The organism is Gimesia aquarii, assembly GCF_007748175.1.
Taxonomy (GTDB): domain Bacteria; phylum Planctomycetota; class Planctomycetia; order Planctomycetales; family Planctomycetaceae; genus Gimesia; species Gimesia aquarii_A.
Genome location: NZ_CP037422.1, coordinates 5938856 through 5963607, shown reverse-complemented (window position 1 = coordinate 5963607; position 24752 = coordinate 5938856). Strand labels below are relative to the sequence as shown.

The 24752-nt window shown below is 43.3% G+C and carries 21 protein-coding genes and 1 tRNA gene; 15 read left to right on the top strand and 7 right to left on the bottom strand.

What is annotated here, in order from left to right; all coding sequences use genetic code 11:
• Positions 1–23: 23 nt before the first annotated feature.
• From V202x_RS22570 to V202x_RS22545, 6 genes are all read right to left on the bottom strand, one after another.
• A complete protein-coding gene (locus V202x_RS22570; RefSeq protein ID WP_145179090.1) occupies positions 24–1214 on the bottom strand; it encodes a S8 family peptidase in 1191 nt (396 codons plus the stop codon).
• A gap of 299 nt (positions 1215–1513) precedes the next feature.
• Entirely contained in the window at positions 1514–1714 is a 201-nt protein-coding gene (locus tag V202x_RS22565; RefSeq protein WP_145179089.1) for a hypothetical protein, read from the bottom strand.
• Between the two features lie 240 nt (positions 1715–1954).
• Positions 1955–2635 carry a RusA family crossover junction endodeoxyribonuclease gene (locus V202x_RS22560; RefSeq protein WP_144984079.1) on the bottom strand — a complete coding sequence of 227 codons (681 nt, stop codon included), beginning with the start codon at positions 2633–2635 and terminating at the stop codon, positions 1955–1957.
• Between the two features lie 395 nt (positions 2636–3030).
• Positions 3031–3597 carry a hypothetical protein gene (locus tag V202x_RS22555; protein WP_144984076.1) on the bottom strand — a complete coding sequence of 189 codons (567 nt, stop codon included), beginning with the start codon at positions 3595–3597 and terminating at the stop codon, positions 3031–3033.
• Positions 3598–3988: 391 nt separating this feature from the next.
• Positions 3989–4969: an SdiA-regulated domain-containing protein gene (locus V202x_RS22550; RefSeq protein ID WP_197993049.1), complete on the bottom strand. Its 981-nt coding sequence runs from the start codon at positions 4967–4969 to the stop codon at positions 3989–3991.
• Positions 4970–5347: 378 nt separating this feature from the next.
• Complete coding sequence (locus tag V202x_RS22545) at positions 5348–5545, bottom strand: hypothetical protein (protein ID WP_144984070.1); 198 nt, start codon at positions 5543–5545, stop codon at positions 5348–5350.
• Between the two features lie 167 nt (positions 5546–5712).
• Here V202x_RS22545 and V202x_RS22540 point away from each other — a divergent pair, with 167 nt between their 5' ends.
• The 12 genes from V202x_RS22540 (at position 5713) to V202x_RS22490 (ending at position 14980) form a co-directional block, all read left to right on the top strand.
• Positions 5713–5973 (top strand): hypothetical protein, encoded by a 261-nt coding sequence (locus V202x_RS22540; protein WP_145179088.1) that lies wholly within the window; start codon positions 5713–5715, stop codon positions 5971–5973.
• 3 nt (positions 5974–5976) lie between these two features.
• Positions 5977–6174 (top strand): hypothetical protein, encoded by a 198-nt coding sequence (locus tag V202x_RS22535; protein WP_145179087.1) that lies wholly within the window; start codon positions 5977–5979, stop codon positions 6172–6174.
• Between the two features lie 13 nt (positions 6175–6187).
• On the top strand, positions 6188–6367 hold the full coding sequence (locus V202x_RS22530; RefSeq protein WP_145179086.1) for a hypothetical protein: 180 nt from the start codon (positions 6188–6190) through the stop codon (positions 6365–6367).
• On the top strand, positions 6364–6906 hold the full coding sequence (locus V202x_RS22525) for a hypothetical protein (protein WP_145179085.1): 543 nt from the start codon (positions 6364–6366) through the stop codon (positions 6904–6906). Before V202x_RS22530 ends, V202x_RS22525 begins: the two co-directional genes overlap by 4 nt.
• Positions 6884–7546: a host-nuclease inhibitor Gam family protein gene (locus V202x_RS22520; RefSeq protein WP_145179084.1), complete on the top strand. Its 663-nt coding sequence runs from the start codon at positions 6884–6886 to the stop codon at positions 7544–7546. Before V202x_RS22525 ends, V202x_RS22520 begins: the two co-directional genes overlap by 23 nt.
• A 116-nt stretch (positions 7547–7662) precedes the next feature.
• A complete protein-coding gene (locus tag V202x_RS22515; protein ID WP_145179083.1) occupies positions 7663–8247 on the top strand; it encodes a terminase small subunit in 585 nt (194 codons plus the stop codon).
• 740 nt (positions 8248–8987) lie between these two features.
• Positions 8988–9085 (top strand) — tRNA-OTHER (locus V202x_RS27625).
• Between the two features lie 211 nt (positions 9086–9296).
• Positions 9297–9641 carry a hypothetical protein gene (locus V202x_RS22510; protein WP_145179082.1) on the top strand — a complete coding sequence of 115 codons (345 nt, stop codon included), beginning with the start codon at positions 9297–9299 and terminating at the stop codon, positions 9639–9641.
• Positions 9642–10173: 532 nt separating this feature from the next.
• Positions 10174–11865, top strand: coding sequence for a glycosyltransferase family 39 protein (locus V202x_RS22505; RefSeq protein ID WP_145179081.1), 1692 nt, complete (start codon positions 10174–10176; stop codon positions 11863–11865).
• A gap of 46 nt (positions 11866–11911) precedes the next feature.
• On the top strand, positions 11912–13579 hold the full coding sequence (locus V202x_RS22500; protein ID WP_145179080.1) for a bifunctional glycosyltransferase/class I SAM-dependent methyltransferase: 1668 nt from the start codon (positions 11912–11914) through the stop codon (positions 13577–13579).
• Positions 13580–14099: 520 nt separating this feature from the next.
• Positions 14100–14426, top strand: coding sequence for a hypothetical protein (locus tag V202x_RS22495; protein ID WP_145179079.1), 327 nt, complete (start codon positions 14100–14102; stop codon positions 14424–14426).
• A 47-nt stretch (positions 14427–14473) separates the two neighbouring features.
• Positions 14474–14980 (top strand): GrpB family protein, encoded by a 507-nt coding sequence (locus V202x_RS22490; RefSeq protein WP_145179078.1) that lies wholly within the window; start codon positions 14474–14476, stop codon positions 14978–14980.
• A 27-nt stretch (positions 14981–15007) separates the two neighbouring features.
• Here V202x_RS22490 and V202x_RS22485 read toward each other — a convergent pair whose 3' ends face one another.
• Complete coding sequence (locus tag V202x_RS22485) at positions 15008–17197, bottom strand: FdhF/YdeP family oxidoreductase (RefSeq protein WP_145179077.1); 2190 nt, start codon at positions 17195–17197, stop codon at positions 15008–15010.
• A gap of 253 nt (positions 17198–17450) precedes the next feature.
• Between V202x_RS22485 and V202x_RS22480 the strand changes: the two genes are divergently transcribed.
• From V202x_RS22480 to V202x_RS22470, 3 genes are all read left to right on the top strand, one after another.
• On the top strand, positions 17451–19415 hold the full coding sequence (locus V202x_RS22480) for a redoxin domain-containing protein (RefSeq protein WP_145179076.1): 1965 nt from the start codon (positions 17451–17453) through the stop codon (positions 19413–19415).
• An 88-nt stretch (positions 19416–19503) separates the two neighbouring features.
• Positions 19504–21846 (top strand): efflux RND transporter permease subunit, encoded by a 2343-nt coding sequence (locus V202x_RS22475; RefSeq protein WP_145179075.1) that lies wholly within the window; start codon positions 19504–19506, stop codon positions 21844–21846.
• 221 nt (positions 21847–22067) lie between these two features.
• Positions 22068–24716: a PSD1 and planctomycete cytochrome C domain-containing protein gene (locus V202x_RS22470; RefSeq protein WP_197993048.1), complete on the top strand. Its 2649-nt coding sequence runs from the start codon at positions 22068–22070 to the stop codon at positions 24714–24716.
• Positions 24717–24752: the final 36 nt, after the last annotated feature.

Below are 24752 nucleotides of genomic sequence, written 5' to 3'. Positions count from 1 at the left end.
GTGTTGCCACTGGCCGGGACCCTCTATGGTGTTTGCACAATCCCGGCACCTACATCGCTTTCTGGAGCACCTTCCAAAAACTGATCGGTGGCGCTTCCAACCACCTTATCCGCAAGTAAACCGCTGGAAACGATCCCCTGCTTCTTCGTCAGATATTCCAGCCATAGCGCGGCAACACCGGACACATGCGGTGTTGCCATACTAGTGCCGCTCATCTCTGAATCGCCGCCTCCAGGGATCGCGGATAGAATATCAACACCCGGCGCAGAAACTCTGACTCCGGTGTTAGAAAACGACGCCACTTCAAGCTTCGTACCGGAATTCATGAGGGCACCGACGCTCAGAAATCCTGGAGCTGCCGCTGGCAGGGATTTGTCTATTGCATAATCCGATCTTTCGTCGCGCCTAGTTTCGTTGCCAGCGGCTGCAACCAGTAGCAATGGCTGAGTGGCAGAAATAGTCGCATGAGAGGCATAAGTAGAGAAGAAATCCAAATTCTGCTGATAAGCTCGTAGGGCTCTTGAGAAAGCCACATCGCGCGGCAGTTCCTCACACAGTTTCTTGGTGTAGCGAGGGAAATCAAAGCCAAGAGACATGGAAACAATATTGGCACCGTTTTCAATGGCCCATTGAAGCCCGCGTTGAAGTTGCACCGATGTCGTTCCTTGCCTTCCAATGATTTTGCCGATTAGCGCTTTTTTGATTCCAGGTGCAACGCCAATTCGGACGCCGTTGATACTCTCACCAAAGATTGTCCCCGCGACATGAGTGCCATGACCATCGTAGTCTACAGCCTCTTCGCCGGTGAAGTTTTCACATTCGATTCCCGAAAAAATGTGGGAGAACGCTGGGTGCTCTTTCTCGATGCCGGTATCAAGTACGGCAACAGTCACACCATGACCCGTCAATTCCGTTCGCTCCACACCGACTGCCCGTAGCCCCCATGGCAAAATGGATGTGTCGCCATTTGAAGGGCGCTGAGTTCGATTCATCGGGGCAATATGCCTTAAGGGGATGACCGGTGCGATACCGAGGCAGTCTTCCTCACTCCGAATTTCGTTGAGCTCTACAAGTGGCGCATTTATCTGCTCAACTATCATATCTTCCGACGCTCGGGGATTAACGGTATACGGATGACCGTAAATCTCTTCAATCGAAGTAGGTGATGCAATTTTTCTGCGGCGAAGCACGAGATATTGGACAATATCTGCCATTTTGTTCCCTGTCTATAATCACAACAGTTATTAGAAATCAGTGTAGAACAAACAATACACTTCATTTGATTATTCTACAGACATCGAAGCAAAAAGAAGAGACATTATCGAGTTTTTTAGCCAACGTTCTTGATCTGCTAATCTGAAAAATTTCGCAGCTCCGATCAAACACAACTTCCACTAAAAGACTGTTTCCAAAGAAAGTCCTCGATGACAGTTGATATTAAAACGAGAGAATTCTGAAAAATAGAAAAAAGTGTCCGGTAAAATTGTTGTTACCCGGACACTTTTAATTTCATTCAATCACGACCCGCTTGATTCATTTTTTGAAGAATAATAGAAATCAAATCATAATTGTCCAAGATCAGACCATCAATTCTAATCATTGGGCTCGCTTGAATGACATGCGTCTTGATCTCTTGATGCTTTAGCCCAAAGTCGATTTCACAAGATTCGCCATAAGGAAATTTAACCCCATTGATAAAAACAGGCAGAATCATTTCAGTGCCCCATCATAACAAGTCTCCGGGAAATAATATTTACCCGACCTCTTGTCTGGGTAATATGAGTTACCCGGTCACTATTTTAGAGGGTGTCTTTTAAAACGGTTTAAAAACGCAATTGAGAAAACGTTTGATTTTATCGAACGAGGGTAAAAGTAAATTTTAGGTTGATCGGGTAACAGCCAACGAATGTGATTTCATATTTCGCGTGAACGGTCTCTCCAGTTCGACCTGTTGTTATGTTTCGCCAGCAAACTCTTCAGGTGACAAGTCTCTAAAGCCAACTGTTCTCGTTGCGTGAAACGGTTGTGCTCCACCAGTCATCGAGGCAAGCGTCAAGTAAGATACATTTTCATTCTCAAGAATCGCTTTGAGGTCTTCACCTGCTTGGATCGCTTTAACCCAAATAGTTTTCAGCTCTTTGGGCCAATTGGTGTTCACTGGACAACGCAGGCCCTTTTCGAGGCGAATGAATACCAAATCATCTCGCTCACAATAGTGGTCCGAATCAAACTTGAATTGGAAATGCAAATACTCATCTCCTGAATTGATGTGGGTCCAAGAGATATAAAGCCCCTTAAGCTGGCAATCGTCGATCATGATTCCATCAGGCCCAGTGAACGCGTCAATGATTGGTTTCAGACAGTTGTCAATGTCTGCTTTGGCGTCGGTCTCGTAGCGACTCTTCGCTGGAACGTTCCATGTGATCTCGAGAATTATCTGTCCCGTTAAAATGAACTGAAACTTTGACAGCTCGGTTTTGATTTGTGCGATGTAGGCGTTTCGCTGGGCTTTTTTGGATTGAATGGATGCCGGTGCGCCGGGGATCTTGACAGACAACTCACCGAATGGTGATGGAGCGACACCCGCGTCTGCTTCTTCAAGAGCTTCGATAAGTGGCTCACCATTATCCGACATATTTGCTACTCGTATATTTGAGGCCTAACTATTGATAGACAGAATTTGATTCTGTCTATATCTATCAAGAATTCTGTCTATTATCAATTGATGGTATGTATCCGCTTCAGGTTTATTCAGGGAAGACTGGAATGACAGCGAATGTTGATCTTCTGGCAATCCGACCATGATCGAGACGAGGGGCAGAGTGACGTTCCTTTGCCGAAATTGAAATCTAAAGTCCCAGAAAATGGTCTGGTAAATAAGAGATACTCAGTCATTATTTTAGAGGGTGTCTTTTAAAACAGTCATTTAAAAACGCATTTGAGTATATCGAACGAGGGCAAGAGTAACACTTCGCATCAACGGCCGTTTCACTCGGGTAGCGAGTGGAACGGTTCGACTGCATATGCTTGTTATAAGTAAATTCCAATTTCTTCTAGCTCTATTTGCAACCCATCCATTTCTATGTCGGGATTTAGTTTAATAGCAAGATCACTACTAAAACTACCTTCGAATATTTTCTCGAGAACAGATATATTTATTTCTCTTTCATAATAACCTGTTGCCCAGACGTGATAATCAATCGCATACCATTTCAATACTGTTTCTAGGTCGATTAACCACTTAATAGGTAATCCGAACTTTACCCACTCTGATTTTTCTAGGTACCAAACGCAGGTGGCTTTATCCATGCTAAATGCCGGTTCGGAAACAAACGAATCATAGCTACTCGGTATCTTGTTATTCACGCTCTCAATATTCGACATTAGTCCGTCTTCAGGACTTAAGCACTTGTACCCAGCGAGTTGACCAGATATCCATAAAAACCACTCTCCACCAGAACCATCTCTAAGGGATCCCATCTCTTCAGAATCAGACCATTTTGAGTTATAGGAAAAATAACGGTACTGCCACTCGGGCTCAATGATAGCGTCAAGCAATGCAAGTGTTTTCAGTCTTTGGCGCAATTCCGTGATCATGATTTACTCATAACTTTTAATAGGCAGAATCTGATTCTGTATATTATCAATTGGCTCTATATGGATTGCTGCCATACTTGCCGGTCGGCAGTGATGTAGCAGCTTCAACTCAAAATCAGGCCCCTTCGGCAAACTCATTTTGCCTGTTGATATTAAAACAAGAGAAGCCTGGAAAAACATATAAAATGTCAATTGACGCGATAAGTGATTTGTTTTTCTAGGAGCGAACGTGGGATGAATTGATAGTTGCGAGAATAGAAAGAAGTGATATGTTAAAGCTCTTCTTTCAGGAACCTAATTCAATTCTCATATTGTAAATCCACTAATGCAATTTATATGAGTAGAAAAGTAAAATTTTTATTTGGTTTACGTAATTGTTAAAAAACCGACGTTAGAATTCATCCGGCTTGCCAAGTATTACGATTGAAGGTTCGTTTCCGGAGAGGTTATACATTTTTACTAAATTATGATCTCGATCAACATCTTTTCCATTATTGTCAATCCCTATTAAAATATTTCCGTTGTGAAATACGATACCCTCGGCTAGGCCATATCGTGTCCCCTCTTTGTATAAAGAACCATATTTACCATCTTTGAGTGCGGCAAATGACAGACGTGATACAATTATTTTCTTTGTGGGATCAATCTTTATTATCGAATAGCCACGTCGTTCCAATGCATAAAGAAAGCCATTGTGAAACGTGAGTCCAGAGTACGTTTTCTTTCGACCAAGATGCCTTTGAGTGTCATCTGTAAAGGTTGTTCCTGGAACATCGAACTGAGAAACTACTATGCCACGAGTAACAGCATGATTAAGAGATACAGCTAGAATGAATCTAGGGTTCCGTTCCTTAGCCAAATACAGCAATCGCGATTGATTATCATACGCGATTCCTTCAAAACCTGAGTTATCCCAGTGGTTTATTGATAGGCCAGTCGGATCGAAGTCTATTTTAATTTCATTATTGTAATCGAGTTGAGTACTTTTACTATTAAATGAAAATGAGTAAATGTGCGTTGGATCCTCATTGACGACAAAGAGTGTATTTCCTTTACACGCTACACCTTCAAAGCTCGGCATTCTTTTATCATTTTCGTAGTTAAGAGAGAGCCTGCTGACTATGTGCCAGTGGCCATTCTTGTGTTCGATACCGTAAAGGTATCGATCGTTCGACTTGTCTCCAACCACAAACAGGTTTCCGCTATGTGTCGTAATACCACTGAGGTGAAGTGGAGCAGAATGCGAATACTTACTACGATATGAGCCATGCAATTGCGAAATCGACTTAATTTCTGCGACTAAAGGGGGGGTATCTGCTTTACAGACAGGCGTATGAATGAAAAGGCATAAGATTACTAATATGAATTTCATTGTTTTCCTTTGTCTATAATTCAGTTTCTGATCTTCAGATGAATTAATACTCCCAAACATGTCATTTTGTGCATTATGATTGTAAGCATTTATGTTCATGTTTCAACTGTTTTCAAACGGATTACGAAGTTTTTTCTTAACACTCATATGTCAGGTACTCAAGCCGTGAGTGTATCTGAGAATGATACTTCCGCTACAGTCATTGAACATTGAAATCAGTGAAATTTAATTTGTATCTTAATGCAAGGAAGATTGGTTAGATGGCCTTAATCAAGTGATATCTTTTCATTTAAGCTCTAATAAACGTTTCACTGGGACGGTGCATAGCCAGAGCCTCTCAGGATAAAAGACGGTCTTATTGACGAAATTATTATTCCATTAATGAACATCATCGATCGGCGGGGATGCATTGATGGGTTGTCGCGGAAACTTCCGTTTTGCTTCCTGGATCAACGGCATCAATTGCTCCTTCGCGATTCCGCGAATAGATCGTTTCTCTTTGGCTGCATAACGACTTAACGGCAACCACTCATCAGTATTGAGTTCTACTTGAACAATCTTCCTGTTTCTCTTCATAATCTGCCCTTGACTTTTGCGAGTTGTACCATCCTTAATTTAAAACGCAATCGAAAAGCCGGAGCCGAACCATGGAGCGGAGAAGCGACGGTTAATTTCAGAGCGGTAGCGCAGGGAAGCAATACCGCTTTTATATCATTTCTCAGCATGGCAAGGAAGCCAGATTGATGCTCGACAAACTCCCATTCAAAGCGCTTGACGGTAAGAAAACGTATCTCACTGCATTTCTTACCATTGTCTTTTCCCTAAGCGGAATGCTACTTGGTGAAATTCAGACAGCGGAAGCGATCAAGCTATTACTGGCCGCCTTCGGCCTTGTCGGGATTGGTCACAAATTAGAAAAGAGTGCTCCCATTCAAATGGTGTTTGGAGAAATCGAACCAACTGAGGAGAGATATCACGATCCAAGTCAGTTTTCAAATGAGTGATCAATGAGCGGTCTATTAAGAATCATCGCAGCCCTTTTGGAGCTGTTGTTTTTCTGGACCAAGAAAAAACATAGCAACGAAAACGAACGGCTGGAAGAAGCGGAAAGGATTCAACGCAATGCGACCAATCGAGACGAACAAGCGGTTCAATCACAGTTTCACCGTATGCGTTCTCGTGGTCGCATTACTAACGATCGTTAGTGGTTGTAATTTGGTGGATCGTCTCAAACGCAAACCGGAACCCAAAGTGATCGCGGTACCAGACAAAATGGTTCCGGATATGCTCGATCAAGGTGATCCAGCTCCCTATGACGGTTGGCTCTTTTCAGATTCCCTTTTTAATGAGTACGCTCCCTATTGGCAAAAGGGGCCTTACGGGAGCGACCACAAATGATGGCCATTTCCCCGGATCCAAATAGACCGGAATCCAAAGTTTTCGATTCTATTTCGATGCTTTTGCTTTGGATCTTCGCTTTCCTGATCCTTTTATTGACACTGCCTGGTTGTCAGTCAGACGATCAAAAACAACAGTATCGCCCCTTTTACAATCCCCCCTCAAAACGAGTCCGGCCCAGCGAAAAGATCCGGAAACCGATCCAGGGAGCTGCGGACCGTGTCGATGAGGTATTGGAGAAAACTCCGGTGCCGGCCGTTGCTGGAATTCTGGCAAACGATGCACTCGACATGATCGAGAAAGTTGAAACGATTACGGTTCAAGAACCCGATCCGGAAGTCGTCGAAATCATCGAACCGAAACCGGATCCGTTGTATGAGGTTCCGGAAGATTCAAGCGATTCGGATCAGCTGAATGCGGATCAATCAGAATCAAACAGTGGAACTGTTTTTCTTGTCTTCATTGCTTTGATGACGTTGATCTATCTTGGTTTCAAATTGTTGAAAGGAATCAAACGTGAAAAGCCTCACCGCCAATGATCGACCCGCTGCGGAATTGCTGGGAGCGGATCCCGTCATTCAGACAGAGGAAGATCTCGACAAGGCTTTAAATGAACTCTCATTTTTGAACGCCTTTGATCAGTCTGTGAACGCGACTTGCACCAGGTATATCGAGAAACTCAAACAGGAATCTGAGCAACGCAAATATGTTTTGATCGATGATCAAGACCCAGTCACGATTGAAAGCCGAAGGGAGCTGCTCAACAAGCGAGTGAACGAGTATTGCAAAGCTAATCGATCGAGCTTGATCGATGGAAAGAAGAAAACCAAATCGTTTCCACACGGTTCGGTGAGCTTCAAAGATCAGCCAGCCAGGGTGGAGTATCGATCTGGTCTGAAAGAAGCAGACAGTCTTAGTCTATTAGATAAGCTCATGCAGTCATCGTTGGTTGAACAGATCACAGCCTGGTTGATGTCGATTTGTGTTTTTGGAAAGAACAAAGAGGCGCGCCTGTTATCTGAAATCGTCGAACTCAAACCGAAGCTCAGTGTTTCCAAGATCAAAAAAGCATTCGAAGAAAAACGATTGACGGCAGATCATCTGAAACAACTCGGCTTGAAATATTCCCAAGGCAAAGAACAGCTGACGATCAAGCCGGCTGAGTACAAGCCTGGCTGAAAATTTCTCGGGTCCTCCTGCGGGGAGCCCGGGGCCGCGCGCGGTTCCCTAATCGCACTTTTTTGGTTTCAAAACGAAATTTTAAGTGACTTCTTCTTCTTCTTCCTATTAAATTGATGCGCAAAAAATCAGCAAAGCGATCATCCAAAAGAGCCACTTCAAAACGCACGACGTCAAAAACGAAAAAAACCGCTAAAAAACAGGCTCCAGCGAAAAAAACAGAGCCGGTCAAATGTGTCATTGGATTTACTGCTGCTGCCGAACGATGGGACGTTAGCGACAAGACGATCCAGAACTGGATCAAAAAAGGACTTCCGGTTAGTGGAACTCAACGAAAGAGAGTGTTCGATGTTTCTGAGTGTGATGCGTGGGTAGCATCTTATCGTGATGAGAAAGCAGACAGAGAGTCCCAGAAGCTCAACGAAGAACTCAAAAAAGAAAAGCTGCTTCAGGAGAAATTGAAGCGGAAGGACCTGGAGCGTAAAGATTTAATCGCAGATGAGAAGCTGATCAGTCGGGAAGAATACGAGTTGTTTGCTGCGGAATGTGTGATCGAGGCCCGCGACCAGATGTTGACACTACCAAAGGAGATGCGGCGCCATCTCTGTAAAAAATGTCATGTAAAAGTAGAAGAAATGCGAAGATTGATTGAGCAGGCATTGCAGCGGTTATCTGAAATCGAAGAGGGACCGAAAAAATGATCGCTCAAACTCCCAATCCCTGAACCGAAGGAGGTGGCCGCCAATGGCCGAACAGATTAACAAATCCGACAAAAAGTGTACGGTAAATAATAAAAACCCGCGTCGTGGAGATCCTTGTCCGAACAAAAAATGTACGGGAAAACTGAGCAGCTACTCACAATCACGCACAGCAAGCGGCAGAATTTACTTTCTTTCCTGCGCCCGCTGCAATTTCAAACCCAAAAATAATAAAGAATTCAAAAAGTTCGTATGACTTTTTTGTTCTAGTCAGGTAAGACCCTATATCGAAATCAACATGGTACTACCCATTGTTTGACTCTATGAAACTACGCGAACTGGATTTCTGAAGATGATCTGGCCGAAAGTTTGTTGATGCAATATTTCCACATTGCGTATATGGCTACCTAATTCCAAAAACTTACTTGTGTTATTTGTTGTGAAGAAATCACCTCATTTTTCTATGTAGTGATAAACACGAATCACACAAATGAGGATAATCATGAAAATCAGAATTGTGAAATACTACATTAAAAATCCATTATGCCCTGCTCTCTCCTGATTACTCATTTTTGTAAACATACCTATGACGATAAATGGAAATATGAACGAGCAGATCACAAAAACTAACATCTCAATGAAAAAGTAAATTTTCAAAAAAATACCTACGATCTATTTTGAATTGCAGATCCTAGTTACTCCACGCGAATAAATTATTTCAGTTGATCCAGCCTGCTTTCAACAGTTGAACTAATCGATAAATAGCATTCAATCATGAACATTAAACAATGTATCAGGACTGAAAATCCTGGTGTCGGCGGTTCGATCCCGCCCGTGCCCATTGCTCCTTAATAAGCAGGCCTTTTTGAACGTTTATACCAAGTCGTTATGTGTTGGTATAAATCAAAACTAAAGATGGCAGAGAACTGAGCCTGTGATCATCAGGGTCATAGCAGTCATTAAGATTAGAGATCTATTTCTCTTATTTAGTCTGTTCAACTCTTTTCCTGTCAACTTGATCCATCTCATTAAAACTCAAAAAGGCAAGCATTATGTCCGATGATCATCGAGACGACGATGATGGTATGGAGGAGTCAGATCCCTTTCTGTTTGGATTATTCGAACATCTGTTTGATGACGATTATCCCCTTTCTGAAGAAGTCATTCAGTTCCGTAAAGACTTCACCGTCAAACAGCTGGGGGACTATCTCGCAGAATATAAGCACTATGATCGCTATGTTGGTGAAGAAGCGATTCACAAATGGATCATGGATAAGTATTCCTGGCTCCCACATCAAATTAAAGAGTTGAGTTGGGGAGAATTAGATTTCATTTTAAGAGATAATGAAATCAACGAAGCCGTTCAATTTGGGCATGACAAGTACAAAAGTGATTAACGATTTTGGCGACGACGAATTTAAGTATAACCGATGTGTCGTTGATGAACCTGTCCCAAAACATGACCACTGGTAAAGAATATTAAACAGTTTTCTTCGATTTGATAAGAATTCTAGACTCAAGTTACAACGAATCTTACAGTCGTACTGTTGAGTGGGAAACTTCAGTTGCCTGCAATATGTCTACAATGATTAGGTATGACAATTGCTTAAATTCAGGCAGGCCAGGACCTTGCCCCTTAGAATCAATTTCCAATGGATTTTGGTTATAAGCTTTAGTACGCTGGATATTTACCGTAATCAGAGCTTGCAAGTATGTGTTAGTGGTCTTTACGCATCACGATAACTTTCCCATAAATTCAGCAAAGAGAATTTATTTCCCCTTACGACCTTAGACTAGCGCAAAACAAAGTTGATAGAGCTTTTAAAACGAATCGTACAAATCAATATTAACTGATCAATCAAACGCACTCTCACTCACTCTTTGAGGTCTACTCAGGCCGTTACATCAAAATCGGGATAATGAACAATCATGAAGGATGATAAGTTGGCTGAATCAACTGCGAGGGATGATGAAAATCAGACTTCCAAATGTTCAAAAGCTGACTCTACCCGAGGTGTTGAGAGTTCTTATAAGGTTTGGTTGATAGTAGCCGGTATTATACTTATAGGGCTCGCATTTCGAGCAAAGCTGTTGGATGCATTCTTTCTGGACTTTGACGAATCGATGCACTTCCAGGTGGCACGTCAGCCTACATTATCCGATGCCTGGCATGCCAGTCGCGAGCACACGCATCCTCCATTGGCGTTCTTAGTTTATCATTACTGGATGAAACTAGGTGATTCTGAGCGAATGCTCCGATTACCTGCCCTACTCTTTAGTATTTCGGCTTTGGTCTTAGGTTTTGTGTGGCTCAAGGAATTATTGGGGCCACGACCAGCTTTAGTAGGCCTCGCGTTTCTGACTTTTTCAATGCCGATGGTTCATCTTGGCGCGTTAATGCGTGGCTATACACTTTTGCTCACCTTTATCTTCGCGGCACTTTATTTACAAGAACGTTTTTTGCGTACTCACTCAACTGTTGCGCTTGCTGGATCTGGATGTTGTCTGGCACTTGCCATGTTGACGCATTATAGCACAGCATGGTTAATGTTGGTGCTCGGACTCTTAGTTACATTTCGAGTGATCTCGGGAACACTGCCTCGAAGGGCGGTTGTAAGTTGGATCATCCTTCAATTTGTACTGCTAGGTATTTGTGTTGCAATGTATTTTGGCCATATAAAACAATTTATCAATAGCAATGCAAAAACAGATTTATGGGATTTCTGGTTGTATGACAGTTCCTATGACCCCGTAACCACTCATCCTGTTTATCTCGCGTTAATGCGGACTCTTGAGTATATCAAATATCTCTCTGGGGCATTGTGGATGTTAATCGCTGGCTTAGTGATCTTTGGTTCCCTAGTCATGTTAAGAAAAGGATTTCAAGATACCGGGTCGAAATGGATTGCACTCGAACGTAGTATGATGGTTTTGCTGCCGCTGGTTGTCGCAATGCTACTGTTTCATTTCCGTATTTATCCTGTCGGGCACACAAGGCATTCGATGTGGCTCATTCCATTTGTGGTTCTTGGTCTCGCAGCAGCAACTTTGCCACTGGTAAGACGACCCGGTTTTGGACGTGTGACAGTTTTTACATTGGTGATTTCTTTATGGATCTATTCATACGCGTATCCGAATGTCTGGAAATTACAGACCACACAAACTCCCATTATGGCGCGCGAAACAATAGCGTTATTGAAGAAGACTGTGCCCGAGGGGGCCACTATTTTAACAGACGGTAGCACGCGTAATGTTCTTGAATACTATCTTGTCGGTGATTCTATGACTCATAGAAAAGCACTTGGGGGTGGCTACACTGAATATCAGATGGCTGGCTATCGAGTCATCTCGATTCCGAAATTTCATTTCTTTATGTATGACATACGAGCCGACTGGACGAATTTTTTCAAGGCTTTTGGCGAGAATGCGACAAAACCAATCTGGGTGACATACCTTGGATTTGAAGTACCTGATAACGATACCTCATTAATTTTTAAACGATTCCCACCAGGACGTCTGATCAAAAAAATAAGTCACTTGGATAATCAGATTTTACATGTACAGTTTCGTGATCCGGGCAAAAAATTAACGGTTAAGTCAAGTAAGAAAGAAACTCCTTGACCTTTTAACTCAAATCAAATTTTCAACTGAGGTCAAATTCGAACAGATGCAGATCACTCATTCCTCATACCGGTTCCTGATTTATGTTGTCGCCTATGAAGCCGAACAGCATTTGCACGATTTGTTCGAACGGATCCCATATGAATTATTTAACCGGTCGGATATCCACTTTCTGGTAAGTGATGATGCTTCATCGGACAATGGTCCCAACATATTAAAAGAGTGGTTGGAAGCTCATGAAATCTACAACATTACAATTCTAAAAAACCGTGACAATCAAGGTTACGGGGGGAACCAGAAAATCGGTTTTCGCGTAGCAATTGATGAAGGATATGACTGTGTAATTTTATTACACGGTGATGGACAGTATACTCCTGAGCTTTTGCCCGAATTTATGAAAGTCTGGCAAGAGTCGCAGCCCGATTTGATTTTGGGTACGCGAATGCATTCAACCAGTAGTGCACGTAAAGGGGGGATGCCATTGTATAAGCTTGTCGGAAATCGAATTCTGACAACTTTTCAAAATTGGCTCACGGGTTGGAAATTGAGTGAGTATCACACCGGCTATCGTGCCTACGCAACAAAATTTCTGGCAAGTGTTCCGTTTGAGATTAATACAAACGAATTTCACTTCGATACGGAGATTCTACTCCAGGCAGCCCATGTTGGAGCCAGCGTAAGAGAGATTGAGATTCCTACCTTTTATGGCAATGAAGTTTGTCGCGTGCCAGGTTTGAAATATGCCTGGAATGTGGTAACTGCGACGATACAATTCAAAATGCACCAGTGGGGGATGTTGTGTTCGTTAAAACTAAGAAATTTGTCTACCGACCGTTATCGTGACAAGACACAGGCTGAATATTCCTCTCACGCGCTCGCGCTGAATCTATTAAAAAAACACAAGGCGCAAAAAGTTCTGGATCTTGGTTGTGGTTTGGGACATGTAGCATCGCAATGCGAGCGATCTGGAATGGAAGTGACAGGTGTAGATTGTGTAAGCCCACTACCCGAAACAATGACGGAGTTCCATTCAGCAAATCTGGAAACTGATGTGTTACCAGTATCAATAAGAGACTTTGACGCGGTGTTATTATTGGACGTGATTGAGCATTTAGCCAACCCAGAGGATTTTTTGTTGTCGATGCGCAATGATGACCGAAACCACCCAGCAGACGCGCTTGAAGAACCGGTTTCCTCAGATCAGCTTCCAGTTTCTGAGTGTGATCGAACCAATAGCGTCCCTGGAAATGATCCTAACTTAGCAGCGAGCAATCTATCTCAGCCATTGCTTGTGTTGTCCACTCCCAATGTGGCGTTTGCTGCAATACGGCTCAATTTATTGATGGGTCAATTCAGATACGCTGAGCGCGGGATTTTAGACATCACTCACAAACGACTTTTTACACGTCGTTCCCTGCTGCAGATGTTAAAGGTGTGTGGATACGAAATTGAACACGTGCACGGAGTCGGTGTTCCCTTCGCAGCAGTTATGCCGGGTCGCACTGGTCGTGCGCTAGGTTGGCTGGCGAATCTATTTGCAAAACTGTGGCCATCGTTATTCGCATTTCAGATTCTCGTAGAATGTCGCCCTCGTCCTGGAGTTAATCAGGTTCTGAAAGATGCGATTCGCATTCACGAAGTCACTTCTGAGGAAAACGCGCCTGTGATTATCAAGAGTTTAAATCATACAGAGTCACAGGAGTTACTAGATTGACCAGATTGTTAATAACGTTGTTATTATGGTTTTTTATCCAAATAGGTCTTACCAAGCAAGATCTCGAATTAGTATTTTGAGCGTAGGCAAGTCGGAGTGTTAGCAGGTATTTGGCTTGTCAATTCTTTATCCGTATGTTACTCAAATAATATGCTAGCTCCTGTATATAGTCACGTATATGGCTTATTTGCATCTTACACGTTGAAACCAGTTCTTGATTATGGACAGTAAAATTCTGAGGGGCATTAATCTGGATGGATGACAGATTAACTTGATTTGGTTTTGTCGATCATATTGGTCTATGTTTACTGCTGAATCTCAGCCATTAATTTGAACGGTTAATAGTGAAATAATACAGATACAAAGAAGTATAGATTCTATCTACTTGTTCTCTTTGTTATTTTTGACTGTGGTTGGTAATCTGAGCAACCACATCCACTGAAAGAAGCGGTCGAGGCAGAATCAAAAGAAACATTATCCACTCTGTTGAAGAAATCAATGATATGTAAGGAAACAGTATATGGAGATTAATTCGATTCTGACAATGCTTTGGATAGTATGTAGCTTGTTTATCTATCGATATGGTTTTGCATTAGGTTCTATTTATTCGATTGGGCTGACTTACTTTTCCTTTATTGTTGTACTTATTATTGGTCTTCTTGATGGCGTAGGTCTCCATAATGGAGATGTTTCCACAGCGGTACGTCTATTGTTATGTTTATTCTTGGCAACACTCGTTTCTTGTGTCATTGTACCAGTTTCTTTATTTACCGGATTTCTACTGAAAATTTTGATGTCCTTTCTGGAATCAGTAATGTCAAAAAGTGGCGAAGTAGATGTTGATTAAAATAACTTTAAAAACCTTGGGAACAATCGAATGTTGAGTGTATAGAAATGAAAAGAGCACCAGTTGAGTTAGTAGAATATGACCCCGAGTGGCCTGACAAGTTTGAAGCTGAGAGGGCCTTCTTAATGCAGATAATTGGCCAATGGTTTTACGGCAGCATAGAGCATGTGGGGAGTACTGCTATTCCAGGACTCCTTGCAAAGCCAGTGATTGATATTATGTTCGGAGTTAAGTCACTCAATGAGTCACGTCCAGCTATTGATGTGCTGGTAAACAATGGGTATGAGTATTGGCCCTACAAAGCGGAAGTTATGCACTGGTTCTGTAAACCATCGGATGCATTTCGAACACATCACCTGCATTTAATACCATTTCAAAGTCCACTCTGGAACGAGCGTATTCAATTCCGTGATCTCTTAATTACTAATCAAAAAATCGCAAAAGAATATTCGGATTTAAAAAGAGAACTTGCCGCACGATATAAGGAAGATCGTGAAACTTATACCCAGATGAAATGGCCGTTTATCCAGCGCGTACTAGAGGATGAAAAATGATTCTTACGTCAGTTTGACTGTGACAAATCAAGCGACCGCTGGTTCTTCTGCTGTGATGGTAATCCACACAGATTTGAAGCCCGGTGTCTTTGAAAGCGGATCGACTGTATGTGGGACGAGGACATTGGCTTCAGGATAATACATGAGTGCGTTCCCTGCACGGACGTCGAACTCTCTCACCAGAATGTACTGCATCTCCCCTGCTTCACTTTTGATGCTTACGCGTTGATCAGGTTTGAAACCGAGTCGTTCGATGTCCGCTTTATTCATCAGAATCACGTCACGTCGTTCCTGGCCGCGATAGATGTCTTCATCGTCATAAACGACACTGTTGAATTGTCCTTCTGATCGCACCGTCATTAAGCGAAGCTGATTCTGATCTTCAGGCAGTGTGGGTAACGGAATTGCATGAAATTTAGCTTTGCCGCTTTCGGTAGGGAATTGGTATTCCTCGACGGCACGACCTGTGACGTGAAACTCTTTATTCGATTGAATTGTTTCTTTCATACCTTCATAACCGGGAATGAGTTCTGCAATCAATTCACGGATCGCTGTATGGCTCTCCAGTTTTTTCCAGTCGATCCGATTGTCGTCAGCGAATAATTTTTGGCCGATGGCAGCCAGAATTGAGACTTCACTCCGAGGGCCTTCAAAACGTGATTTCCCTCCATCGCTCATACGAACATAGCTAAACATCGATTCCTGAGTTGTTGACTGTGGTTCTTCGTCGCGCGGTAGAACGGGGAGAATTAATGTTTCTTCACCAGTTCCCCAGACATGACCGGTATTTAATGTTGTCGAGAGATACAACACTGTTTTGATACGATTCATTGCTTCCAGAGCGTATTTTGTATCGGGATTACTGCCAAACAAATTACCACCCAGACAGAATGCAAAATCAATTTCTCCACGATGGGAGGCTTCCATACAGGCCATCGTGTCATAGCCAGGAGTTGTGGGAACTTTGATATTCAATTGACTTTCAAAACGCTCGAGCATCGCTTGTTTCATGCCGGGGGTCACACCCACTGATCCCAGACCTTGAACATTGCTATGTCCACGAATTGGCATTAAGCCTGCCTTACGGCGGCCAACCATGCCTCTTAATAGAGAAACATTAACAATTGATTGAACGTTATTCGTGCCATGCAGATGATGAGTGATTCCCATACACCAACCGATGACTACATTTTTTGCAGAAATGTATTGGTCTGCGATTTTTTTAATAGTTTGTCGATTAACACCACTGTGTTTTATGACTTCATCCCAGCTGGTGTTTTTCACCTGTTCCTGGAATGCTTCAAAATTTTCTGTATGTTTGGCAATGAAATCTGAGTCGTGAACACCTTGCTCCAGTACTTCTTTTGCAATACCGGTCAGCAAAGCCATGTCACCACCAATATGAGGCTGTACGTACATCGAAGCGATGCTTGAGCCAAATAACAAACTTCGTACATCACTGGGAACTTTAAAATTGACGAGTCCCAATTCCTTGACCGGGTTAATGACAATCACTTTTCCGCCACGACGACGGATTTCCATAAATGCTTTCATTAAACGCGGATGATTAGAAGAGGGATTGGCTCCAATTAAGATATAGAGATCTGTATGGTCCAGGTCTTCCAGGCGAATGGTCCCTGCTCCGGTGCCGATACTGGAGCCTAAGCCTACACCACTGGCTTGGTGGCAGTAAAATGAGCAATTGTTAACATAGTTGGTGCCCATTAAACGCGAGAGCATTTGGAAGAGGAAACCAGCTTCATTGGAAGAACGTCCACTGGCATAGAAAAAACTACGGTCAGCTCCAGCAGCTTTCAGACGATCAACGACCAGATCAATCGCTTTTTCCCAGGAAATGGGGCGATAATGTTCTTCCCCTTTGGAAAGTAATAAAGGCTCGGTAAGTCTACCACTGTACTCCAGCTTCCGCGAAGAAAGTGACTGTAATTGGCTGAGAGTATTTTTCGCAAAGAATTCTGAAGATACTGAGGGTTGCATATCCGAAGCCATTGCTTGAAACGACTTTTTACAGACTTCTGGGAATAGGCCTGCCTCATTGACCATTCCCCCCTTTTGGCCACCCATTCCCACTGCACAGGTTTTACAGGCATTCTTGGAACGCATCGACTTCCAAAGTTTCCACCAACCGACCCGATTTGCGAGTTTCAGGCTATATTTAATCGCTTTCCAACCGCCGCCGCTACGAGGAGCTTTCACTCTGCTACCTTTCTTTAGTACTGATCGGAGGCACAATCACACATGTGTGGATCGTGTTAATTTCTTTTAAAGAGAATTTTTAATTCTGTTGCCAAAATCTGCAACCAATGTAAGTTACGTCGAGTATATCTAATTGAAACTGTCCAATCAACGTGGGAGGCCTACAATCATTTCAATGAGGGTTGCGTGGGTTTCCGACGCGTTGATAAAATAAATGCTCCTATCTAATTGATTCAGGAGGAAGGATCACTTCATGTTACGTATCTGTTTGATATGTTTGTTTTCATTGTTTTCCCTCTCTAGCAGCTTCTTGCTTGCTAACGAAGGGACGAAATCTACAAAATCAGAGTTACTGACATTTCGACTGCCGACCTCAGATGGGGGGATCGCAGAATTGGCCGAAAAACCTAAGCACTCCGCAATTGTCGTCTGCTTTTTGGGAGCCGAATGTCCGCTGGCGAGATTATACGGACCGAAATTAAACCAGATGCAGGCCGACTATGAATCACGGGGAGTTCGGTTCATTGGTGTGAATAGTAACCAACAGGATTCTCTGGAAGATGTGCAGAAATATGTCAAACGCTATGAGATTCAATTTCCAGTAGCCAAGGATTACGGAAACGCGGTTGCCGATCAGTTCAAAGCGATTCGCACTCCTGAAGTATTTGTGCTCGATAAAAACTTAAAGATTCGTTATCGCGGCCGTGTTGATAATCAATATTTACCCGGCATTTCTCGTGCGGAGACGACGTCGCATGACTTGAAGAATGCACTTGATCAACTTCTTGCGGGTCAGACGATTAAGGTGGCCAGCACCGAACCGAATGGTTGTTTTATTGGCCGTGTAAAAAAAACGACTGGAAAAACGACACTGACTTTTTGTAAAGAAGTTGCGGGGGTTTTAAATCGACATTGTGTTGAGTGTCATCGCAAAGGCGAGATAGCGCCGTTCGGCTTGACTGAATATGATGAAGTGCGTGGCTGGGCCGAAACTATGCTGGAAACCATTGAAGACGGTCGCATGCCTCCCTGGCACGCGAGTCCAAAGTATGGGAAGTATGCGAATGCCCGGTACATGTCGGAAGCCGATAAGGACGTTCTGCGTGATTGGGTTGCTGGAGGAATGCCATTTGGCGATGTCAAAGATCTACCACAACTTCCAGAGTTTCAAAACGGTTGGCATTTACCTCAAGTCCCCAAAACGGTTTATCATATGCGAAAGCGACCGTTTATCGTTCCGAAAGAAGGTGTTGTAGAGTATCAGTATTTTGTAGTAGATCCAGGATTTAAAGAAGACAAGTGGGTTACTGGTGCTCAAGTTCTCCCAGGGAATCGATCTGTTGTTCATCATGCAATTGTTTTTATTCGTCCACCTGACGGATCCGATTTTAGAGGGATCGGCTGGTTGACTGCTTATGTGCCTGGGCAACGCGTCAGCATGTTACCCCCGGGGCGCGCTCGAAGAGTTCCCGCTGGCTCCAAGTTGGTTTTCCAGATGCATTACACACCGACTGGATCGGTGGAAGAGGATATTTCAAAAGTCGGGTTACTATTTGGTGAGGAGAAAGACATCACTCACGAAGTTTTTACCCTGGTGGGTATTGATCAGGAATTCGAAATACCGCCTCACGCAAAAGATTTTCCCGTCTCTGCGAAAGTACGACGCATTCCACCGCAAGCAGAGTTATTAGCCATCGCGCCTCATATGCATCTGCGAGGCAAGTCGTTTCGTCTGTTTATGAAACAAAAAGGCGATTCACAAATATTATTGGATGTGCCCAATTACGATTTCAATTGGCAACATATTTACGAGTTGAGTCAGCCGATGAAACTCGACACGGTAGATGAGCTTAAATTTACCGTGAAGTTTGATAATTCTGAAGAGAACCCCTTTAATCCTGATCCAAATGAATATGTGACTTGGGGTGATCAAACATGGGAAGAGATGGCGATCGCCTTTTTTGAAATCGCAGAGCCTCGTTTTACTAAGCAAAAGATGAAAAAGCCAGAAAAGAAAAAGGTGAACTCTGAACAGGAGCGAAAGCAGCGAGTTGAGAAATTTGTCGCTGAGTTTATCCAGCGATTTGACAAAAACAAAGACGGACATGTCGATGTTGATGAGATGCCTTTGTCGACCAAGCGTTTTGGATTTCGAAATCTTGATCATAATGACGATGGAAGGTTGCAAAGGAAAGAAATCGAAAGTGCAGCCAGATAACGATCGTAAACGTCATTTTTTAAATTTGTGTTCGGAATACTCATCACTTTATTTCTAGAATCTCTTTTCCGGCAGAAAGTAATATAGAGTGTTTCGTACATTTAATCGATGTTCGACTTGGTTAGTTGACCATCCTGCTATCGTAACAATTTTGATTCTGATTTTGAGCGGGATTGCGCTGCTGGGGTATACTGTTCCGGAACAGATTCGTGACTGGTTTAAACCAGCCCCTGTTGTAGAGAAACAAAGCAATCCTTCAAAACTAAAACTCATACGTCAAGCACCTCCTGATGTCGACCCCATCAGTCTAACCGATGCCCACACGATTCTTGTGGTTGACTCAGATGAGTTCTTTACCACAGAGGGGATCAAAGCGCTCAGAGCGATCGTTGAGAAAATCGAATCGCTTGATTATGTACGAAGTGTGTTCTGGCTGGATGATGTCCCTAATCTTAATATTTTCGGTTTAAGAGAACCAATTGTTCCCAACGAACGGGCTTCTGAAAAACGATTGATGGCTGCAAAAGAGAAAGCAATAGCCCATCCATTAGTGGGAGGACAATTACTCTCTGAAGATGGTCGAACTTTATTATTGATGGTGAAATTTGACTGGTTCTATGTTGATGACGATGAAGATTGTACCACCGGACTAAAGCAAGTGGCACAACAGGTTGCTGAAGAATATCCTGATGTTAACTTTTCTTTTATGACAACAGGCCATATCCCCACCTACCTAACAGCAATTCGCACACATAATGCTAACAAAGTTAAATATCAGGTAATCGGTTATGGAATGATCTTGCTGATGGCGGTCATTCTATTTCGTGGCATTTCTGCCGTCATTATCGTGGCACTGGCGCCGATGTTCGGCGTCTTTCTGACAATGGGAGTCATTCAGTTTTTTGATTTTCAGAACAATCCCTTTAATGATGTTGTTTTACCTGTCTTGCTGAGTCTAGTTGGTTTTACTGATGGTGTGCACTTGATGGTACAGATCAGACGACATCGTGCAGCAGGCTTGAGTGGACGTGATGCTGCCCGTCGAGGAGTTCAAGAGGTGGGTCTTGCTTGTGCCCTGACTTCACTGACGACTGCGATTGGCTTTGGTTCCCTTTCGTTAGCACATCATGAAACTGTTCGAGAGTTTGGTTATAGTTGTGTAATCGGCGTAATTTTAACATTTGTCGCTGTGATTACGGTGATTCCCCTTGCCTGTCGTACCTGGCTCGGACGCTCTATTCATGTCGGTCATAATAAGGGAATCATCGACCGTCATTTGGGGCGCATTAGTGTGGTCATCGATCTGGTACTCACACGGACGAAATTGATCAGTTCATTAGGAATCGGTATCACAGTTGTCTTGATTTTGATCTCTTCGACACTCAGACCCGATGAACGTCGCGCAAATATGTTACCAGAAGGTTCGGAGGCAGCGTTGGCGCTGAATCATATGGACAAGGCATTAGGTGGCCTGGAACATTCACGGATTCAAGTGACATGGAACGACAATGTAGAATCGGATTCCCCCGAGGTATTAATCGCCATCAGTAAAATTGATGATTTATTGCAGCAGGAACCATTAATTGGACATCCGATTTCAATTCGTAACATTTTGGGAGCCCTTCCTGGTGAGGGGGATCCAGAAGAGCGAATGTCAATGCTTGATTTATTACCGCCTCCATTAAAACGTGCTTTTTATACTCCCGAACAACATCGCGCTGATGTCAGTTTTCATGTACAGGATTTAGGAATTGCCAGGTATGGTCCCACCTTTACTCGAATCGAAGAGGGATTAACGGCAATCAATGCAGAGCACCCCGACTTTCAGTTTAGCTTGACCGGTTCTGCTGTTTGGCGTTGGAGAAATCTGTATCAGATTGTTGTTGACTTAGCGACCAGTCTGGGGAGCGCGGCGATCATTATTTTCATTGTGCTGGCGTTTGCTTTTCAATCCTTGAGACTGGGTTTGATTTCGATTATTCCGAACATGTTTCCTTTGGCTGTCACAGGTACTTATCTCGTTTTCACGGGACAGGCACTGGAAGTCGTCAGCGTATGTGCATTCACAGTTTGTCTGGGAATTGCCGTCGATGATACCATTCATTTTTTGACGCGCTTTCGAGAAGAACAACTGAATGTCGAGAATGATCATGAAGCCATTCACCGTGCATTTACGGGAGTGGGGACTGCGCTTATCATGACCACAATTGTATTAGTCGCCGGCTTTTCCACTGTAGTGTTTAGTGATATGCGCGATCAACGCATCTTTGCCATTATGAGCGGCTTGACGATTTCGTCTGCGCTCTTTGGTGATTTGGTCTTCTTACCTGCTCTCTTGGCACAGTACGCAAAACGATCACAGGTTCCCGCGATTCAAGAACCAGAACAGGCCCCGATCCAGCCGGTTGAGGGAAGTTTGGTTTCAGAGTAATACGACATACTTTCGATGGTTCGTTCACTGCTTTGACAAAGAGCGATTCAGCAGAGAAAGAATATTCCCAAAATGCCTGCTTACAATTTAAGTAAAGTTAAATAATTTGACTTTACTGCCGATAAACGCTATATTTGTACCCTATCAAAACGTTTTCTTCTTTTGTTTTCTTGAAGAAAAACCTGCCTCATTTTGTTCCCGCCCCAACAAGGAACAGAACTTTGTTTGACCAAACGATTTCAAGATGGATCACCAGTTCTATTGTGCTTCTCTTTTGCTTGCCGTGCTTGGCAGACTCTGAGAAGAAACTAACGTTTGAGAATGACATTCGTCCGATTTTCAAGACGTATTGTTTTCATTGTCACGGCGAGGAAAAAGAACTTTCCGGTGCGCTGGATTTGCGGTTGCGACGATTGATCATGCAAGGAGGCGATTCAGGAGCAGTTATTGAAACTGGTAAACATGCCGAAAGTCTACTCTTTCAATACGTTGAGTCTGGCGAGATGCCTCCCGATGAAAAATTGCAACTTAAGCCAGAAGAAGTATCGATTATTGCAAAATGGATTGATCAAGGGGCTAAGACTGCTGGTCCGGAACCAGATGGAGAAATCAAACCAGGGCAATTTCTGATTTCACCTGATGAACGGTCGCACTGGGCTTTTCGTCCGATTAAAAAATCATCTGTTCCTGTTGTCGCTGATTTATTGAAAGAGGAATCCCCGGCAGAAATCAATCCTGTGGATGCTTTCATCGGACGAAAGCTCAAAAAGAAAGGACTGTGGTTCTCTCCAGCAGCAGATCGAAGAACTCTCATCAGACGCGCTTCATATAATTTGACAGGCTTACCACCAACTCTTGAAGAAGTTGACAATTTTCTTGCCGATGAGTCACCTGACGCTTATGAGAAACTGATTGATCGTTTACTCGAATCACCTCATTATGGTGAGCGTTGGGCGCGCCATTGGTTGGATGTGGCCGGCTATGCAGACTCAGAAGGCTATAATGACAAAGACCTCATTCGCCCCGATGCCTGGCATTATCGTGATTATGTCATTCGTGCGCTGAATGCAGACAAACCCTGGGACCAATTTATCATTGAACAACTCGCTGGTGATGAGTTAATCAAAGCGACACATGCCTCTGCCCAGAAACTGATTGATGAAGATCCGGATGCCTATGATAAGTTAACGGCGACTGGTTTTTTGCGTCTGGCTCCCGATGGAACTGGATCGAGTCCAATGGATCCAGCAATCGCACGTAATCAAGTGATTACGGAAACTGTCAAGATTATGTCTTCGTCGCTACTGGGAATGACTGTTGGGTGTGCTGAATGCCACCACCATCGATTTGATCCTATTCCCCAACAGGACTTTTACCGTTTACGCGCTGTGATTGCTCCTGTATTTGATCCTTTCAAATGGCGTGTTCCCAAGAATCGTCGGGCTGCGTTACTAGCGAAAGAAGATAAAGAAAAAGTCGCTCAACTTTCAGCAAAAGTGAAAGCCCTTGATGAGCAGCACAATAAAGTTAAGAGCGAAGTTCTTCAGTTGATTTCAGAACGCGTTTTCAAAGAAATTCCTGAAGAGGATCGAGAGCTTGCCAAAAACGCTTTTGAAACAGAGCGCAAAGAACGATCTACGGAACAGGCCGAGTTTCTCAAAAAGAAGTATCCCATGTTAGATTTACTTTCTCTGGGAAATCTACATTTATTCATAGCACGCTATAAGGATGGTAATGATTTGAAAAAGCGATATGAGGAGATTAAGGAGAAAGCAGACAAATTACGAACAAAAATTCCTAAGCCAGAATATATCAGAATTGCGACAGAAGATTCACGGCATATTCCCGAAACCTTTGTCTTTTATCGTGGAGATATTTCCTCACCAGAGTCAGATCGAATTGATCCTGGTGGCCTGACTGTGATCGGACAGAAATCAAATAATACATTTCCTGATAATGACCCACAATTACCAACAACCGGTCGTCGTTTGGCGTTTGCTCGCTATTTAACAAACGGAAAACACCCGCTGGTAGCCCGTGTGTTAATGAACCGTTTCTGGATGCACCATTTTGGGCGTGCGATTGTTGATTCCACCGGTGATTTTGGTACACGCTCTGCAACACCAACACATCCAGAACTGTTGGATTGGTTGGCTGCTGATTTTATGGAACATGGATGGCAGTTAAAACGTATTCATCGTTTGATAATGACTTCGAAAACTTATCGTCAAACTTCGACAACGCATTCGGAGAAAGCGGCTGCCATCGATGCCGACAATCGTTTGCTGTGGAGAATGCCAATGAAACGATTGGAAGCTGAAGCGATTCGGGATGCAATCTTAGCTGTCAGTGGAGAATTGAACCGAGAGCAATTTGGTGTGCCTGTTCCCGTTTCCTTGTCTGATAGCGGTTTGATTACAGTCGGTGCTGGAAAAATATCGAAGGATCGTCGCGAATTAAAACGGTCGGTTTATATTCAGGTACGTAGAACACAACCAGTTACTATGTTGAATGCCTTTGATGCTCCCAGCATGGAGCCGAATTGTGAAAGAAGAGTTTCTTCAACGGTAGCAACGCAATCATTAGCGTTACTCAATAGTGAATTCATGCGTACTCAATCTATTGCATTCGCAAAGCGCGTCATCGCAAGTGTAAGCCAAAAAGCTGATGCCGAAACCATAATTCGAACTGCATGGAAAATGGCATTGTGCAGTGAACCGTCGCCGGCTGAAATGCAGGCATTACAAAAACATATGCAATTACAGATGAAAGAATACAAGACGCAGAAAGTGCAAAACCCACGGGAGGAATCTTTGGCTGCACTATGTCATGTCTTATTTGGTACGAATCAATTTTTATATATTGAATGAATTTCAACGACCGTTAACTCTGAATGTTGTCTGACT